This window comes from Streptomyces sp. AK02-01A, assembly GCF_033795305.1.
Classification (GTDB): Bacteria; Actinomycetota; Actinomycetes; order Streptomycetales; family Streptomycetaceae; genus Streptomyces.
This window is the reverse complement of sequence record NZ_JARBAE010000003.1, coordinates 62,681-78,502: the sequence shown is the minus strand read 5'-3', so window position 1 is coordinate 78,502 and position 15,822 is coordinate 62,681. Positions and strand designations below refer to the sequence as shown.

Below are 15,822 nucleotides of genomic sequence, written 5' to 3'. Positions count from 1 at the left end.
GAGGCGGCGCTCCCCGGTTCAGCCGGTCAGGCCCTCCTTCACGGCCAGCGCGTCACGTGCCAGCGCGGCCCGGACGGCCGCGTCGGGCACCAGTGCGGCATCGCCGGCGGACTCGGCGAACGCGTCCAGGACGGTCGCCGCTCTGCCGGCCCGCCCGGCCTCTGCATGAGCACGTGCCTGGTCGAGCCGGACCGTCAGCCGCTGCTCGCCCTGCGCCGTGATCAGGCCGTCGGCGCGCAGTCTCGGGATCAGCGTGCCGAGGTCCTCGAAGGACGCGCGCGTGGTGAAGTGCACGGTCTTCGTGGTGGTGTTGCCGGCCGCGTCGCGGGCCGTGACCGTGAGGTCATGGCCTCCGAGCGGCAGCCGCCACAGTTGCAGCGGCTGTCCCGAGGTGATGGCCGTCCCGTCCAGGCTGGTGGTCGCGGTGGCTCCGCCGGACACCGCGTCGGTGACCGTGACCGCCGGTGTCGGGCGTCCGGCGTCGCCGTAGACGCCGTCGGCGTCGAGGCCGGTGACCGTCACCGCGGGACCGGTCCGGTCGATCCGTACGGTGAGCACGCCGACCGCGGAGACATTGCCGCCGCTGTCGGTCGCCCGGTAGCGGACGGTGGTGTTGCCCTCCGTGGACAGGGTGACGGCGGCGTTCGCCGACAGCCAGGTGGTGCCGCCGTTCACCGAGTACTGGCGGCTGCTGACCGTGCCGTTGTCGGTGGCGGCGACGGTCAGCGACACATTGCCGGTGTACCAGCCGTTGCCGCCGGTGGGCTGCGCCGGATTGAGCGTCGCGGTCACCTTCGGCGGCGTCTTGTCGGCGACGCCCGCGCCCTGGAAGGTCAGTGCGTCCAGCTCGACACCGCCGGAGGAGGTGACGTACAGCCGCCCGCTGCCCGAAGGCGCGTCAGCCAGCGCGGTGTCGACGGTCTGCCAGCCCTCACCGGCCGGGACGGACACCGTGGCGAACGGCTCGGCGTCGGCGGACTTCCAGCGCAGGGCCAGGGTGCCGGCGCCGCCGGCGCGGGTCCGCACTCCGGTGATACCGGCGAACGAGACCGGGTCATAGGCGATCCAGTCTCCGGCGTCGAAGGACGTCAGCTTGCGCTGTCCGGACGCACCGGCGTCGTCGGCGATCGTGACCCCTTCCGCCGCGTCGTAGTGCTCGCCCTGCATCAGAGCGGGGTTGAGCACCACCTGGGCGTCGCCGGTGGCCGGCGGCACACCGCCCGCGCCCTTGTCGGTGTAGGCGATCCCGAGGACACCGAAGACGTTCTCGGTCTCTCCATGTCCGGCGTCGGCCGGTGTGACGACCGCTCCGGAGCAGCCCGTCCCGCTGTTGACCGGATGTCCGTGCTGGTTGTGTCCGAGGCCGAAGGTCCAGGCGACCTTGGCGCAGTCGACGGCGGCACCGTCCTCCGGGTCCACGATGTCGACCCCGTACGGCACGGCGTCACCCCAGTTGAAGAAACCGCCGTTGGGCGGTGAGGTGATCTCGATGGTCGGAGCGGTGTTGCCGACCGTGATCTGACGACTCGTCAATCCCGTTTTGCCCTGGGGATCGGTCACCTTGAGCCGGGCCTGGAACTGACCGTTGGCGGGATAGGTACGAGTGGCCGTGGGTCCGGTGGCGTCGAAGGTGCCGTCGCCGTCGAGGTCCCACTGATAGGTGAGGTCTCCGCCCTCCGGGTCGGTGGAGGAGCCGGCGTCGAAGGAGACCGCGAGCGGCGCGTGCCCGGAGGTGGGATCGGCCTCGATCACCGCGGTGGGAGCCTTGTTGCCCTCCGCGTAGTCGATCCGGTAGAGGCCCGCGTCGGGGTTCTGCCGGAAGAAACCGTCGCCGTAGTCCAGCACATAGAGCGCGCCGTCGGGGCCGAACTCCAGGTCCATCGGATTGTCCCACGGCGGGATGCCGTTTTCGGAGCGCTCGCTGTTGGGAAGCACGTTCTCCAGCTTGCTGACGGGGCCGTCCGGTCCTTCGAGGGTGAGGGCCGCGACGTAGTCCTGGGAGAACTCGCCGAGGAACGCCTTGCCGTCCCAGTACTCCGGGAACTTCCCCGGGGAGGGGTTGTCCGCGTCGTAGTGGTAGACCGGGCCGCCCATCGGGGCCTGGCCGCCAGGACCGCCGGGGCCCCGGAACGCGGTCAGTTCCGGCCAGGGCTGGTCGGTGTCCCTGTCCCCGTACCACAGTGTGGCCGGAGCGGCCGGCGGCAGCTCGGTCAGGCCGGTGTTCCAGCGCGAGTCGTTGACCGGCGCGGCGCAGTCGAAGGCCGGGCCCGGGGTCAGGGTGGCGAAGTCGAAGTCCCGGTAGGGATGGGTGTTGTCACCGGTGCAGAACGGCCAGCCGCTGTTCAGCGGCTTGGTGGTGGTGTTCCACTCGACGTATCCCATGGGCCCGCGGTTCGGGTCGGCGTTTCCGGCGTCGGGGCCGTAGTCGCCCCACATCACCGCGCCGGTCTCCTGGTCCACCGTCATCCGGTAGGGATTGCGCAGGCCCATCACGAAGATCTCGGGACGGGTCTTGGCCGTGCCGACCGGGAACAGGTTCCCGTCGGGGATGGTGTAACTGCCGTCCTCCTGGACGTCGATCCGCAGGATCTTGCCCTTGAGGTCATTGGTGTTGCCGGAGCCGCGGCGCTCGTCGAGGCCCGGGTTGTAGGTGGCCGCGTCGTTGATCGGTGTGTAGCCGCTGACATTGGGGCCGGACGCCGGAGTGTTGCCGCCGGTGGACAGATAGAGGTTGCCGTCCGCGTCGAAGTCCACGTCTCCCGCGACGTGGCAGCACTGGCCGCGGTTGGTGTCGACGCGGATGATCTCCTGAGCGGTGGAGAGGTCCAGCTTGTCGCCGGTCCACTTGTAGCGGGTGAGGCTGTCGTATCCCTCCCACTGCTTCCAGTACGAGTCGTTCTGCCCGGCGGGCAGTCGCTCCGGTGCCGAACCGGCCGGAGTGTCGAGCGGCGGCGAATAGTAGAGATACACCCAGTGGTTGGTGGCGAAGTCCGGGTCCAGCGTGACGGTCTGGAGACCCATCTCGGAGTTCTGGTACACATCGATGTGGTTGGCGACCTTGGTCACACCACTGCCGGGGTCGGTGAGCCGCAGATCGCCGTTGCGGGCGGTGTGCAGCACCCGGCTGTCGGGAAGCACGGCGAGGTCGATCGGTTCGCCGGTGTCCTTGGTCAGAGTGACTTTCTCGTAGTTCGCCCAGTCCAGGGCGTGTTCGTCGCCGGGATGCGCCTGTGCGGTGGGCGCGACGGCCACCCCGCCCAGCGCGGGCAATGCCGCGAGCAGGACCCCTGTGATCAGGCGTCTCAGGGTACGGTGCACGATGATGCGTCTCCTTGGTCGCTGGCGGTCAGGGATTGCGCGGCCGGGCCCGTCCCGCCGGCCGGACCGTGGCAGCGGTGCGGCGCTCCGGCGGGTGCGGGCCCGTCCGTGTGCGTGTGCGAGAGGCCGCGGCGCATGGTCGCGCGCGCCGCGGCCTCACCATGTGCGCAGCGTCAGGCGAGCAGTTCCGTCAGGCCGTTGAAGCTGCGCTCGGCGGCACCGAGCGAACCGGGCGGGTTCGGGAGGGCGTTGGGCCCGCCGTCGTGCTCCCAGATGCCGACATGCGTGTCCCGCGGCCCGATGTCCCGGACGAACTTCTCGTACGGCATGTTTCCGGCGCCGAAGTCGACCATGTCATAGCCGTCGCCACGCGCCGGGTTCGCGATGCCGTCCTTCATGTGGAACAGCGGGTAACGGTACGGCTGGTTGCGGACATAGTCCGCCGGCTCGAAGCCCGGGAAGCGGAACTGCCCGGCGAACGCCCAGTAGACGTCCATCTCCAGGTACACATAGCGCGGATCGGTGTTCTTGAGGAAGACGTCGTACAGCCGTACCGAGGGCTGGTCGGTGGCGAAGGCGAACTCGCCGGCGTGGTTGTGCTGGTAGAGCTTGATACCACGGGCGGTCGCCGCACGGCCCCAGGTGTTGAACTCCTCGGCCGCCGCGAGGTACGCCGAGACGGTGTTGGTGTTCGACGGCGCGCTGGCGGTTCCGAGATACGGCATGCCGAGGATTTCCGCCGCGTCCAGCTCCGCCTGGAGACTTCCACGCAGATTGCCGAGGCCGACATGGCTGCCGACGGCGCGGAGCCCGTTGTCGTCGAGCAGTCCCCGGATCTCCTGGAGAGTGATCTGCCGGCCCAGGATCGAGGTGTTCTGGGTGTATCCGGCGAATTCGATCTCCTGGTAGCCGATCCTGGCCAGCTCCGCCAGGACGACGGCGAAGCCGAGCGAGGTGACTTTGTCACGGACGCTGTAGAGCTGGATCGCGATGCGGTCCTTGGGGATGGACAGACGAGTCGCGGCGGAGGCGGAGGTCGCCGCCGCACCGGTGACCGAGGCGGCGGCGAGCGCCACGGTGGTGCCCGCGGTGGCCCGCAGGAAGTCTCTGCGGTCGAAGGACTTGTGCAGATTGCCCACTGTCACTCCTGGGTGATGGAGCCGGAAAAGGTCGGGGGTGCGCTGCTCTTGTGCCGCCGGGCCCGCCGGCCGCTGAGGCCACCGGGCGGCGGGCGGAACGGCCGGGGCGGAGTCCGCGGGAACACGGAGGGGCCGGCGAGTCCGGGCCCGGACCGGCGGCTCCATGGCGCGCCGGTACGCGGAAGGACGGGATGTGCGGGGCCGGCCGGGCGGCCGCGAGGGCCGCTCCGGGAGCGTTACAGGCCGGAGTCGCCCGCCTCGTGGGCGTCGGCGCGTGCCTCTTCGGCGCGGTGTGCGGCCTTCTTGGCGAGATCGCCGCCACGGTCCTGCGGGGCCGCCTTGGCGGAGCGCGCGGCCGACGCGGCGGCAGTGGTCTCTCCGGTGATCGCGCCGCGGACCCGGGCCAGCGGGCCCACTCGCAGCGCGGGGGTGTTCCCGGTGGCGGTGAGTCCGCCCCGGACGATGGCGTTGTCGAGCACGACGGTCGCGGTGTTGTCGGTGACCGCGACATCGCCGCCGAAGTAGGTGGCCCCGGCGCAGGACCCGAGCAGGCCGTCACCGCCGAGCTGGAGCGTGTCGGAGTTGTTCTTGTATACCGCCTTGCCTTCGACCTCGCTGGCGCAGAGGACACCGCCGAGGGAGTTCCCGCTCACGGTGAGCGCCCCCTTGACGGTGCTGTCGTAGACATCGGTGTAGAGGTTTCTCTCCCCGGTGAGGGCTCCGCTGAGGGAGCTTCCGGAGACGTAGAGTTCGCCCGTCGTGGCTCTGACCGTGCCGCCGAGTGTGGAGTCGACGGCGTACACGAACCCGTCCGTCGCGGTGATCCCCGCCTTGACGCTGCTGTTCTGCAGGTGCGCGCCGAAGGCGGCCTGGGTGGTCAGAGCGCCCTTGACGGCGGTGTCGGTGAGGTCCAGATAACCGTCCTGGCCGACATTGACCGCACCGTTGAAAGTGGCGTCGGCGGCGACGAGATCGGCTCCGGCCTGCACCGTCACGCTGCCCTTGACCTTGGTGCCGGTCAGTGTGCACGACTCCCCCGCCGGTACGACCAGGTCGCCGTTGACGGTGACGGCCCCGCCGTCACCCACGCAGACGGTGTAGAGCGCCGCCTGCGCCGAGCCGGCGAATGCCACCAGCCCTCCGGAGGCCACCAATGAGGCCGTGGCAATGAATACGCGGATCTTCATATCGCTTCCCCTTCTGCTGCGATCACGACCGCGTCGGTGGCGCGGCCGGGGTCCCCGTGGGTGACGGGGGTGCTGCGGGTTGCGCGAGCGTGCGACCGCCGCGAGGGCGGTCGCAGCGTCTCGGGACGGGCGACGGCCCGACCGTGGGGGGAGACGTAAAAAGCCTGGCGTTCCGTACTGTCCGGTGTCCGAGTGGCGCCGAACGGCTCCGGCGTTACTGCGACGAAACACTTGCCCGGTGGCCCGAGACACTAAGGCGACCGGTGAGGACTGTCCAGAGGTTTGGAACGAATCTCTGAAACTTCCTCATGATCGGTCAAAAGTTGGGCCGCGCTGGAGAATTGACCGTGCCGATGCCTCATCGCGGCTCCGGCGGGAGCGCCTCGTCATTACCTCGCGGGTCATCGACCTTCTGCCGGACGCCGGGCATCGTTGTGGTCACCGGGACTCGGGCGGCGCACTCCGGCCGAGTCCCGGCCCACCCCGACCGCACCACTCCGATGGAGGCTGATCGCCATGTCCGCGAACCGCTACGAGACCGCCGTCACCCGTTACTTCGAGGCATGGAACGCGACCTCCGACGAGGCGCGGGCCAAGGCCGTCGCCGCCGCGTGGACCGAGGACGGCAGTTACACCGACCCGCTGGCGGACGTCGCGGGCCATGAGGCGCTCGCGGCCGTCATCGCGGGAGCCCGGGAGCAGTTCCCCGGTTTCGCGTTCACATCCGCCGGCGCGGTCGACGGACATCACGACACCGCGCGCTTCGGCTGGGAGCTGGTCTCCGTCGCCGACGGCTCGGCGCCCGTCGCGGGTTTCGATGTCATCACCCTGGCGGAGGACGGCCGGATCAGCAGCGTGCGGGGTTTCCTCGACCGGGTGCCCGCCGGGGCCTGACCGAGCGGGCGGGCCCGGACGTCCTGGATGTCCGGGCCCGCCGTCGGGCCGGCCCGCTGTTCCTCAGGTCACACGGCCCGGCCGATCACATGGCTTGTGGGAGCGCTCCCGCGAGGGCAGCATGCTTGCCATGCCGCTCGCACCCGTCACGGTCCGCGCCTACCGTCCCGAGGACCGCTCCGCCCTGTTCGACATCTGCGTACGTACCGCGTACGAAGGCCAGGACTCCCGGCACATCTACCCGGACCCCGAGCTGATGCCGAACATTTTCGCCGCGCCCTACGCCGCGCTGGAGCCGGACCTGGCCTTTGTCCTCGACGACGGCGAGGGCCGGGCGGTCGGCTATGTCCTCGGCACCGCCGACACTCGCGCCTTCGCCAAGGCGTTCCGCGATGTCTGGCTGCCGTCAGTGACAGACCGTTATCCGGAACCGGCCGGCCCGGCCCGTACTCCGAGCGAGGAAATGATCGCTCTGCTGCACCGGCCCGAGCGGATGGTGCTGCCCGAGCTGGCCGGCCATCCCGCGCATCTGCATATCGATCTTCTCCCCGACTGGCAGCGCAAGGGACACGGCCGGGCGCTGATGCACGCGTTTCTGCGCGCGCTGCACGGCAAGGGAGTGAATGCGGTGCACCTGTCGATGGTCACCGCCAACACTCCCGCCCGCGCCTTCTACGACCGTCTCGGCTTCCACGAGATCCCGGTACCGGACCCGGGCCCGCTCACCTTTCTCGGACGCTCGACGACGGTACAGCCCCTGTGTACCGGCCCATGAGGCCGGGGACAAGGCCGGTGTCACGTCCGGGGCACGACGTCCCGCCCGCCCGCGGCGACGCCGTGCGGCGCCACGGCGTCGACGGCCGCCAGCTCGTCGGCGGTCAGTTCGATGGCGGCGGCCTCGGCGTTCTGTTCCAGATAGGCGCGCCGCTTCGTGCCAGGAATCGGCACGACCTGCCGGGCCATCAGCCAGGCCAGCGCCAGTTGCGTGGGAGTGATGTTCCTGGCCTCGGCGAGCCGGGTGATCCGGCCCACGACCGCCAGGTTGGCGGCGATGTTCTCCGCCGAGAACCTGGGCAGACCGTGGCGGGCGTCGTCCGGGGCCAGATCCTCGGGACGCGTGATCTTCCCGGACAGAAAGCCGCGGCCGAGCGGCGAGAACGCGACGAATCCAATGCCCAGTTCGCGCACGGTCTCCAGCACGCCGTTGTGCTCCACGTCCCGGCTGAACAGCGAGTATTCCGACTGGAGCGCGGTCAGCGGATGGACCGCGTGAGCCCGGCGGATGAGATCGGCGCTCGCTTCGGAGACACCGAGGTAGCGGACCTTGCCGGCCTGGACCATCTCGCTCATGGCGCCGATACTCTCCTCGACCGGCACCTTCGGATCGACACGGTGCAGGTAATACAGGTCGATGACGTCCGTGCCGAGGTGCTTCAGCGAACGGTCCACGGCCCTGTGGGCGTACGCGGCACTGCCGTTGTGCCCGTGGGACGTACCGTCGTCGTCGAACTCGGTGGCGAATTTGGTCGCGATCGTGATCTCGTCGCGGCGCTTCCCGAGAGCGCGTCCGATCAGCTTCTCGTTCTCGAACGGACCGTACGCCTCGGCCGTGTCGATATGGGTCACTCCGATGTCGACGGCCCGGTTGAGCGTCGCGACGGCTTCCCGCTCGTCCCGCGGGCCGTACCAGACACTCATCCCCATGGCGCCCAGGCCCTCGGCGGAGACGGAGAGGCCCTGTGACCCCAGTTTCACGGTTTTCATGAAGGCCGAATGCCCTTTCGATAGAAGTTGATCTTCCGTTCAATGGCAGCCAGATGACCTCGGGTCTCGGCAAGCTGTTCGAGAACGTGTTCCCGGTGCTGCTCCAGCACGGCCAGCCGCTCCGCCTCGTTGCCCTCGCGCCGGCAGAGCTCGGTGAACTCCCGGATGTCGCGGATCGGCATCCCGGTGCCACGGAGCATGATGATCCCCGCGAGCCAGCCGAGGTCCCGTGCGAAGTACCGCCGCTGGCCCGAGGGCGCCCGGTCGGCGGGCGATGCCGTCAGACCCTCGCGCTCGTAGTAACGCAGGGTGTCGACGGAGAGACCGCAGGCCGCGGCGGCCTCGCCGATGGTCAGCCCGCCGCGCGGGATCTCCGTGTCCGGCTCCGGCCGGGGTGCCACAGAACTCATGCGTCCAGCCTCCACCCTGGAGCGCGCTCCAGGGCAAATGGAAACGCGCGGAATCAGGCCCGGGACGGCAGCGGACCGGCGGGCCTGTCCGGTGCGGGCCCGCCGGTCCCGGAAGGAACGCGCCGGATCCCGCCATGGCCCGGTACGGCGATCCGAGCGACCCTCGGCGTACCGGCCCGCGCCGGACCGTGACAGTCTGTGTGCCGACCGCTGACGCGAGGAGGCACTCATGGGCGCGAGCCCCACCGGCACGGAGTCATGTCTCGGCTTCACCGACTGGACGTGGCTCAATCCGCCCGCCCACTGGACCCCGTACGACGACGCGCTGGAGGTCACCACCGATCCTGACACGGATTTCTGGGTGACCACCCACTACGGCTTCGTCCGCGACACGGGGCACGCACTCCTGCGGCCCGTGCCCGGCAGCTTCCGGCTGCGTGTCACCTTCGCCGGTGACTATCGCGAACAGTACGACCAGGCCGGGCTGTTGCTGCGACTCGACGAGAAGAACTGGATCAAGACCGGCATCGAGTACGTCGACGGCCAGCGGCAGCTCAGCGCCGTCGTCACCCGCGAGGTGTCCGACTGGAACGTCGTACCACTCGGCGGGCCGGCCGACGCTCCGGCTCCGGTGACCGTGGAGATCCAGCGCGAGGGCGACACCGTCACGATCCGCTACGGCATCGGTGAGGAACCGGCGACGCTGCTGCGGCTCGCGTACTTTCCGCCCGGTGTGACGGCCCAGGCCGGTCCGATGTGCGCCTCTCCGGACGGGAAGGGCTTTTCGACCCGGTTCACGGAGCTGCGTCTCGAACTGCCGTGACCCGACCGGCCGCTGACACGGCGGATGGACCCTGATACGGCCGGATGGATTGTGTCGCTCACGTGCCACCCCTGACTCACCGACACGGGCACCGGCGGCCCCGCACCTCGCCGGGTACGGGGCCGCCGTGCTCACCGGCTCACGCCGCCGGCCGGGACGCCTCCGGCGACGCGTACGCGGACGCGATCCGGATTTCCGCCCGCCGCGTCACACCGCTGACCGTCACCGCGAGCGTGACCGTCCCCGGACGCAGCGCGGTGAGGGTGCCCGTCACCGGATCGAAGACAGCCGCATGGCGGGGCCCGGCTCCGTCGCCGCCGATCCGGAGGTTCGCCGAGCCGGTCCAGTCGGCGCTCAGCGGGAAGCCGACCGGCACCGTCCTGCTCCCCTGTGTGACGGTGGCCGTGACCTTCGCGCTCCGGCCGGGAGCCAGCGTCGCCGGCGCGTCCAGCGCCAGCGCGTCGGTGTGCGCGCGGGTCGCCACCGAGACCCAGTCGGGGCCGCCTCGCCAGGGCCTCAGCCGTCCGGCCCACTGCTTGTCCGGCGAGACCCGGTCCACACCGACGAGGGACCAGCCGGTGAAACCGCCCTGGTCCACCGGGGCCGAAGGTGCCTTGCCGGAGTTCCCGTTGATCAGATAAGGCACGCCGTCCACACGCGAGGCGTCGAAGACACCGACATGGCTGCCGATGAGCCCGGCGCCCTTTCCGGTCGTACGGCGGAAGTCGGCGAGCCACTGTTCGACGAGCGCCGCCTCCTTGCGGTCACCCAGCTCGCTGGCCCGCTGGACGGTCGGGTCGCGCGGCGGTACATGCTCGATCAGCATCACCGAACCGACTCCGTTGTCCCGCGCCGCCCTGTCCAGTTGTTCGCGCACCTCCTCGATCTGGGCGAAGCCGCCGCCGCGCAGCGTCAGACTGGAGGTGTCGAGGGTGATGAAGCGTGTCCCGCGGTGGTTGAACGTCCTTCGCGCGGCGCCGAATTGAGCGACGAAGTTGTCGATGGAGCCGCCCATCACCTCATGGTTGCCCGGCACGTAGTACCAGGGCACGGTGTCACCCAGTTCCTCGGTGAGGACGCGGCGGGCGAAGGAGAGATCCTCGGGAGAACCCTCGTCGACCAAGTCGCCGTTGACGACCAGGAAGTCCGGCTTCGCCGCCTTGATCTCGCGCAGCGTGCGGCGGGCCTGGACGACGATCGCGCTCTCCGGGTCCCGGGCGACGAACTGCGCGTCCGACATGACCGCGAACCGCCAGTCCCTGCCCTCGGCCCCGGCCACCGGATCGATCAGCGGATCGGCCTGGCGCGGCTGTTCGGGCAGTTCCACGGCGGGCGGGAGCTGCACCGTCAGATCGTCGATCCGGACCTCGCCCGTGTACTGCGCCGTGGCCGCGGTCTCCGCGAGATAGAAGCGGTACACGCTGAGCGGCGTCGGTGCACCGGCCGGGACGGTGAACGTCACCTGCTGCCAGCCGGTCCAGGTGACGTACGGGCCGCGCAGCAACTGGTCGGAGCCCGCCGCGTCCTTGAGGTGCAGCGTGGGCCAGGCGCCGTTGCCGTCTCCCTTGATCCAGAGTTTGAAGGACCCCGGCCGGCCGGGCACCGCGATCGGCCGTGGCGGGCTGGCGTAGGCCGCGCGGGTGGCGGTCGACTGCGTGAAGTCGTACGAGAGCGCGAGCCCGGTGCCGGTGTGGCCGTCGGAGGTCGCCGCGACCGAGCCGCTCGCCCGCGCCTGGCTGAAGGTCCAGGACGCGGCGTCGTCGAAGCCGGAGACCTGCTGCTCGTCGAGTCCGACGCCGACCGCGAGGACGGCCGTGGCGCCGCCGGCCTTCGCCGTGATCCGTCCGGCGCCGCTGCCCGTCAGGGACTTCACGGTGAAGGAGCCCACGCCGTCGTCGGTGACCTCGAAGAGCGAGCGGTCGTAGTCCAGTCTCACGTCCTGTGGCTCGATCGGCGCGCTGGTCCCGTGGGAGTCGAGTCCGACGATGCCGAAGGTGCCGGTCGCCGCCGCGTCCGCGAGTCCGATCCGCCACGTGGTGGGCTGGATCCTGGCGAGCCGGTCGAGCACGGTCAGCTCCGTGCCGCCCTCGGCGTGTCCGCGCTCGGCGCGCACCGTGGTGGTGCCGCCGGCGCGCGCGGTGAAGACGCCGTGGCCGTCGACCCGGCCCACCGAGGGCTCTTCGGACCGCCAGCGCGGAGCACCGGCCGCCGGGCCGTACGTCTCGTCATAACCGGCGGCGGCGAGCCGGCGGGTCAGTCCGGGAAAGACCCGCTCCGGATGGCCGCCTCTGACGGGATCGGCGGTCGGCGCGCCGCCGGCGGGCGTGCGGGGCTCGACCCAGAAGCCCTTCAGCCGTCCGCTGCCGTCCGGCGCGGTGAGAGCGAGCCCGTTGGGAACCGCGCGCTCGGCGCCGTCGGAAGGGCTGTTCTCCACTCGCAGGCGGTCGCTGCCCGGCACCCGGGCGACCAGCGTGGAGGAGCCGCCGCCGTCGAGGTTGAGCGCGCTGTACGCACCGGCCCGCTTCATCATCAGACCGAGTTCGGTGAGGGTGACTCCGCCGCTGTCGGCCTGCCGGCCGTCGACGGTGATCACCTGCATGGTGCCGCCGTCCCGGGAGAAGCCGACCGCGGTGCGCGGCGCGGCGGTGTTGTTGCCCTCGCCCTCGTGGTCCTGCGCCACTCCGTCGACGACGAGCAGTTCGCGGCCGCCGACGGCCGTGCGCGGCACCGGACCGCTGTCGGTGCGCGGCCGGTATTCCACGGTCACCGGGTCGCCGGGCCGCAGCGCCGCGATCGCCACGGCGCCGGCCTCCCGGCCGACCAGCGTCGTGGTGCCCTCAGGTACCGGTCCGGTGCCCGGACGGTCCGTCACGGAGACGACTCTGCCGTCCCGTACGGCGGCCTCCGCGACCGGAGTCGCGCGGTCGACGGTGAGGCCGCGGTCGGCCTGACCCCAGCCCGGTGTGTAGACGCCGATGCCGCCGGCCGGGACGTTCGCCGCGTTGTAGGCGTCCAGCGCTCGTGGCCCGGAGGGAAGGGTCACGGTGCCGTCGAAGTACAGCCGCAGCACGCGTCCGGCGTTCCCGGGACCGAGGCCGATGGCCTGGTTGGCGCCGGCCGCCGGTGACTGGGTGATCTCACCGTTCGCGATGCCGGGACCCTGAGGAGCGCCGGTCTCGTTGATGTCGAAGAAGTCGGCGTTGATCGCGGCGACGGTACGGCGGCCCGGACCCGCGTTGTGCCCGGCGGCCAGCTCGGAGACCGTACGCCGGTCGGCGACCTTGCCCGAGGAGAGATAGCCGGCCTCGGCGCCGCTGCCGTCGAGATCGACGGAAAGGGCGTCGACGCGCAGCCACTTGTCGGCTTCCAGCCGGTCGTACGAGGTCAGCCGGATGCCGGGCGCGATCGGGCGGGACCCGCGTGCCGTCTCGATACCGTCGGCGTCCGTGCCGGATCCGCCGGTTCCGGTGACCGCGCTCGCGGGCGGTGGCGCGACCGGCCGCAGTATCTCCGCCGGAGTGAGGGGACGAGGGTCGGGGTCGGTGTCCGCGAAGGACGGTGATACCGCCCCCGCCGTCAGAGCCGTGACCGCCGCGAACAGCACAGCGGTACGCCTCATGGTGCCTGGGCCCACAAGTTCTCCTGAAGGACGGTGGATTCGCGTCTGGTAAGCGCTGTCGGCCGCCAGCATCCTCATGTACGCACCAATGATCCAGGGGCACACAGGAACGACGGGGAGAACACGCGGTGAAGCGCGCCGCCGGACCCGGGCCGGAGGACCACGGCCGGGAGCTCCCGAGCGGAGTCACCGTCTCGCGCTACGGGAAGCGCTTCCGGTGGCGGCCAGGTCGGAGGAGACTGCGTGTCTGCACGTCGAGCGCGTGTCACACCGCAGAAAGAGGACTTCGCTCTCCATGCAGAAACCCGAATCCGCCCCACGTCCCAGTCCGCTGGACCACCACTACTCCGGGGAGCATCCGCTCCGCACCCTCGCCTATCTCTTCCGCCCCGACCGCCGCAGGCTGGTGCTCTCTGTCGCGGTGTTCGCCGTCAAACACATCCCGGTCTGGCTGCTCCCGCTGATCACGGCCAACATCATCGATGTGGTGGTGGACCACAAGCCCGTCGCCGAACTCTGGTACAACACCGGGGCCGTTGTCTTCGTCCTTGTTCTCAATTTCCCGTTGGCGCTCCTGTACGCGCGCCTGATGAGTTCGAGCATCCGCCGGATGGGCCGGGAACTGCGGTCCTCGCTGTGCCGCCGGATGCAGCATCTCTCCATCGGCTATCACGCCCGGGTCAGCGCCGGTGTCCTGCAGACCAAGGTCGTACGGGACGTCGAGGCGGTGGAGCAGATGACCCAGCAGAGTGCCGACATGGGTCTCGGCGCCATCATGACGCTGCTCGGCGGACTGGTGGTGATCGGGTTCCGTACGCCTGTGGTGCTGCCGGTGTTCCTGGTCGTCGTCCCGCTGGCCGCGCTGCTGGTACGCCGGCTGCGCTCCCGTATCCGTACCAACAACGAGCAGTTCCGGCTGGAGGTCGAACGGCTGTCGACCCGGGTCGGCGAGATGACCACGCTCATCCCGATCACCCGCGCCCACGGTCTGGAACGGACCGCGCTGCATCGCGTCGACGGCACGCTGGAGCGTGTGCTCACGGCCGGATTCCGGCTCGACGTGCTCAACGGCCGCTTCGGTTCGCTCTCCTGGATCCTGCTCAACACCATGGCGGTCGGCTGTCTGTCGGGCTCGGCGGTCGTCGCGTACTACGGCTGGATGGGCATCTCGGCGGGCGACGTCGTCATGATCAGCACCTTCTTCACCGCGCTGACCGCCTCGCTGACGACGCTGATGAATCTGACGCCCATCATCTCCAAGGGCCTGGAGTCCGTACGTTCGATCGGTGAGGTGCTCCAGGCTCCCGACCTGGAGAGCAACGAGGGCAAGACGTCCGTCGACCGTGTCGAGGGTCGCATCGACTTCGAGCGGACGGGCTTCAGCTACCCGGAGGCGACCGAGCCCTCGGTGCGGGGCTTCGATCTGTCGGTGCGGCCCGGCGAGACCGTCGCTCTGGTCGGGGCCTCGGGCGCGGGCAAGTCCACGATCCTGAATCTGCTGATCGGCTTCATCCGGCCCACCGAGGGCCGCATTCTCCTCGACGGTACGGACATGGCGTCGCTGGACCTGCGCACCTATCGGCGTTTCCTGTCGGTCGTACCGCAGGAGTCGATCCTCTTCGAAGGGACCATCCGGGAGAATGTGACGTACGGTCTGGACGGCGGCGCCGATGAGGCCGCTCTGCGGCGGGCTCTGCACGCCGCCAACGCCATGGAGTTCGTCGAGCGGCTGCCCGACGGTCTCGACACGGTGGTGGGACAGCGCGGCGCGCGGCTGTCGGGCGGTCAGAAACAGCGGCTCGCGATCGCCCGGGCGCTGATCAGGGACCCACGGATCCTGGTGCTCGACGAGGCGACCTCCGCGCTCGACAACACCTCGGAGGGGCTGATCCAGGACGCGCTGTCCCGTCTTGTCCAGGGCCGGACGGTGTTCGTCGTCGCGCACCGGCTGTCCACCATCCAGAACGCGGACCGCATCATCGTGATGGAACACGGCCAAGTGGTCGAGGCGGGCAGCCATCATGAGCTGCTGGCGCGGGGCGGGACGTACGCCACGACGCTGCAGCCCCGGCGGCTGGGCTAAGGGCTGTCCTGGCGAGATGTGCGCGGCGAGGCCGGCCGCGCCTCGCCCGCCGGGTCGATACGGCGGGGGCGGACGTGCTCGTACGCCATCGTCGTCTGTACGTCGGCGACTTCACGCCGCTCGGTGAGACGGTCGATGACGAAGGCGTAGACGCCGTTGACGTCCGGCACGGCGATGTGCAGCAGGAAGTCATGGGTGCCGGAGGTGACGAACAGACCGATCACCTCCGGCAGCCGCGCCGCCCACTCCCGGAATCCCTCGATGACCGGGCGGGCCGGCGGCCGGATACGGACCGAGATCAGCGCCTGCACGGGCCGTCCCACCGCGTCGAGATCGACGGCCGCGTGGTAGCCGGTGATGACGCCGTGCTCGCGCAGCAGCCTGACGCGCTCCAGCGAGGTGGACGGCGAGACGCCGGTCTTGGCCGCGAGTTCGCGGTTGGTCTGCCGTGCGTCGTTCTGCAGTTCTCGCAGCAGAGCTTGATCGACCGCATCAAATTTCATGAGACACCTCTAATGCCGCACGATGTACGGCAGCCAGCGACAGTTCCGGGACGTCTGCCTAGCGTATCGGGATATCCGTACA

General features: G+C 70.2%; 11 protein-coding genes. 4 read left to right on the top strand and 7 right to left on the bottom strand.

The window, feature by feature from the left end:
* Nucleotides 1–18 precede the first annotated feature (18 nt).
* The 3 genes from PV679_RS05205 to PV679_RS05195 all read right to left on the bottom strand — a co-directional run bounded on the left by PV679_RS05205 (nucleotide 19) and on the right by PV679_RS05195 (nucleotide 5,644).
* Nucleotides 19–3,318: a PQQ-dependent sugar dehydrogenase gene (locus PV679_RS05205; protein WP_319678825.1), complete on the bottom strand. Its 3,300-nt coding sequence runs from the start codon at nucleotides 3,316–3,318 to the stop codon at nucleotides 19–21.
* A 173-nt stretch (nucleotides 3,319–3,491) separates the two neighbouring features.
* A complete protein-coding gene (locus PV679_RS05200) occupies nucleotides 3,492–4,457 on the bottom strand; it encodes a sugar phosphate isomerase/epimerase (protein ID WP_319678824.1) in 966 nt (321 codons plus the stop codon).
* Between the two features lie 236 nt (nucleotides 4,458–4,693).
* Entirely contained in the window at nucleotides 4,694–5,644 is a 951-nt protein-coding gene (locus PV679_RS05195; protein ID WP_319678823.1) for a hypothetical protein, read from the bottom strand.
* A gap of 516 nt (nucleotides 5,645–6,160) precedes the next feature.
* On the opposite strand from PV679_RS05195, the gene PV679_RS05190 reads away from it, so the two are divergent.
* A complete protein-coding gene (locus tag PV679_RS05190) occupies nucleotides 6,161–6,538 on the top strand; it encodes a nuclear transport factor 2 family protein (protein WP_319678822.1) in 378 nt (125 codons plus the stop codon).
* Nucleotides 6,539–6,668: 130 nt separating this feature from the next.
* On the top strand, nucleotides 6,669–7,313 hold the full coding sequence (locus PV679_RS05185; RefSeq protein WP_416069654.1) for a GNAT family N-acetyltransferase: 645 nt from the start codon (nucleotides 6,669–6,671) through the stop codon (nucleotides 7,311–7,313).
* A gap of 20 nt (nucleotides 7,314–7,333) precedes the next feature.
* On the opposite strand, the gene PV679_RS05180 is transcribed toward PV679_RS05185, so the two are convergent.
* Together PV679_RS05180 and PV679_RS05175 are read right to left on the bottom strand one after the other, a co-directional pair.
* Nucleotides 7,334–8,302, bottom strand: a complete 969-nt coding sequence (locus PV679_RS05180) for an aldo/keto reductase (RefSeq protein WP_319678820.1) — start codon at nucleotides 8,300–8,302, stop codon at nucleotides 7,334–7,336.
* Nucleotides 8,299–8,712, bottom strand: a complete 414-nt coding sequence (locus PV679_RS05175) for a MerR family transcriptional regulator (protein ID WP_319678819.1) — start codon at nucleotides 8,710–8,712, stop codon at nucleotides 8,299–8,301. The genes PV679_RS05180 and PV679_RS05175 overlap by 4 nt, the downstream gene beginning before the upstream one ends.
* A gap of 229 nt (nucleotides 8,713–8,941) precedes the next feature.
* Here PV679_RS05175 and PV679_RS05170 point away from each other — a divergent pair, with 229 nt between their 5' ends.
* A complete protein-coding gene (locus PV679_RS05170; RefSeq protein ID WP_319678818.1) occupies nucleotides 8,942–9,535 on the top strand; it encodes a DUF1349 domain-containing protein in 594 nt (197 codons plus the stop codon).
* Nucleotides 9,536–9,674: 139 nt separating this feature from the next.
* Here PV679_RS05170 and PV679_RS05165 read toward each other — a convergent pair whose 3' ends face one another.
* A complete protein-coding gene (locus PV679_RS05165) occupies nucleotides 9,675–13,154 on the bottom strand; it encodes a phosphodiester glycosidase family protein (RefSeq protein WP_319678817.1) in 3,480 nt (1,159 codons plus the stop codon).
* A 295-nt stretch (nucleotides 13,155–13,449) separates the two neighbouring features.
* On the opposite strand from PV679_RS05165, the gene PV679_RS05160 reads away from it, so the two are divergent.
* Entirely contained in the window at nucleotides 13,450–15,237 is a 1,788-nt protein-coding gene (locus PV679_RS05160; protein WP_319678816.1) for an ABC transporter ATP-binding protein, read from the top strand.
* Here PV679_RS05160 and PV679_RS05155 read toward each other — a convergent pair.
* Nucleotides 15,234–15,740, bottom strand: a complete 507-nt coding sequence (locus tag PV679_RS05155) for an Lrp/AsnC family transcriptional regulator (RefSeq protein WP_319678815.1) — start codon at nucleotides 15,738–15,740, stop codon at nucleotides 15,234–15,236. The genes PV679_RS05160 and PV679_RS05155 overlap by 4 nt on opposite strands.
* Nucleotides 15,741–15,822 lie beyond the last annotated feature (82 nt).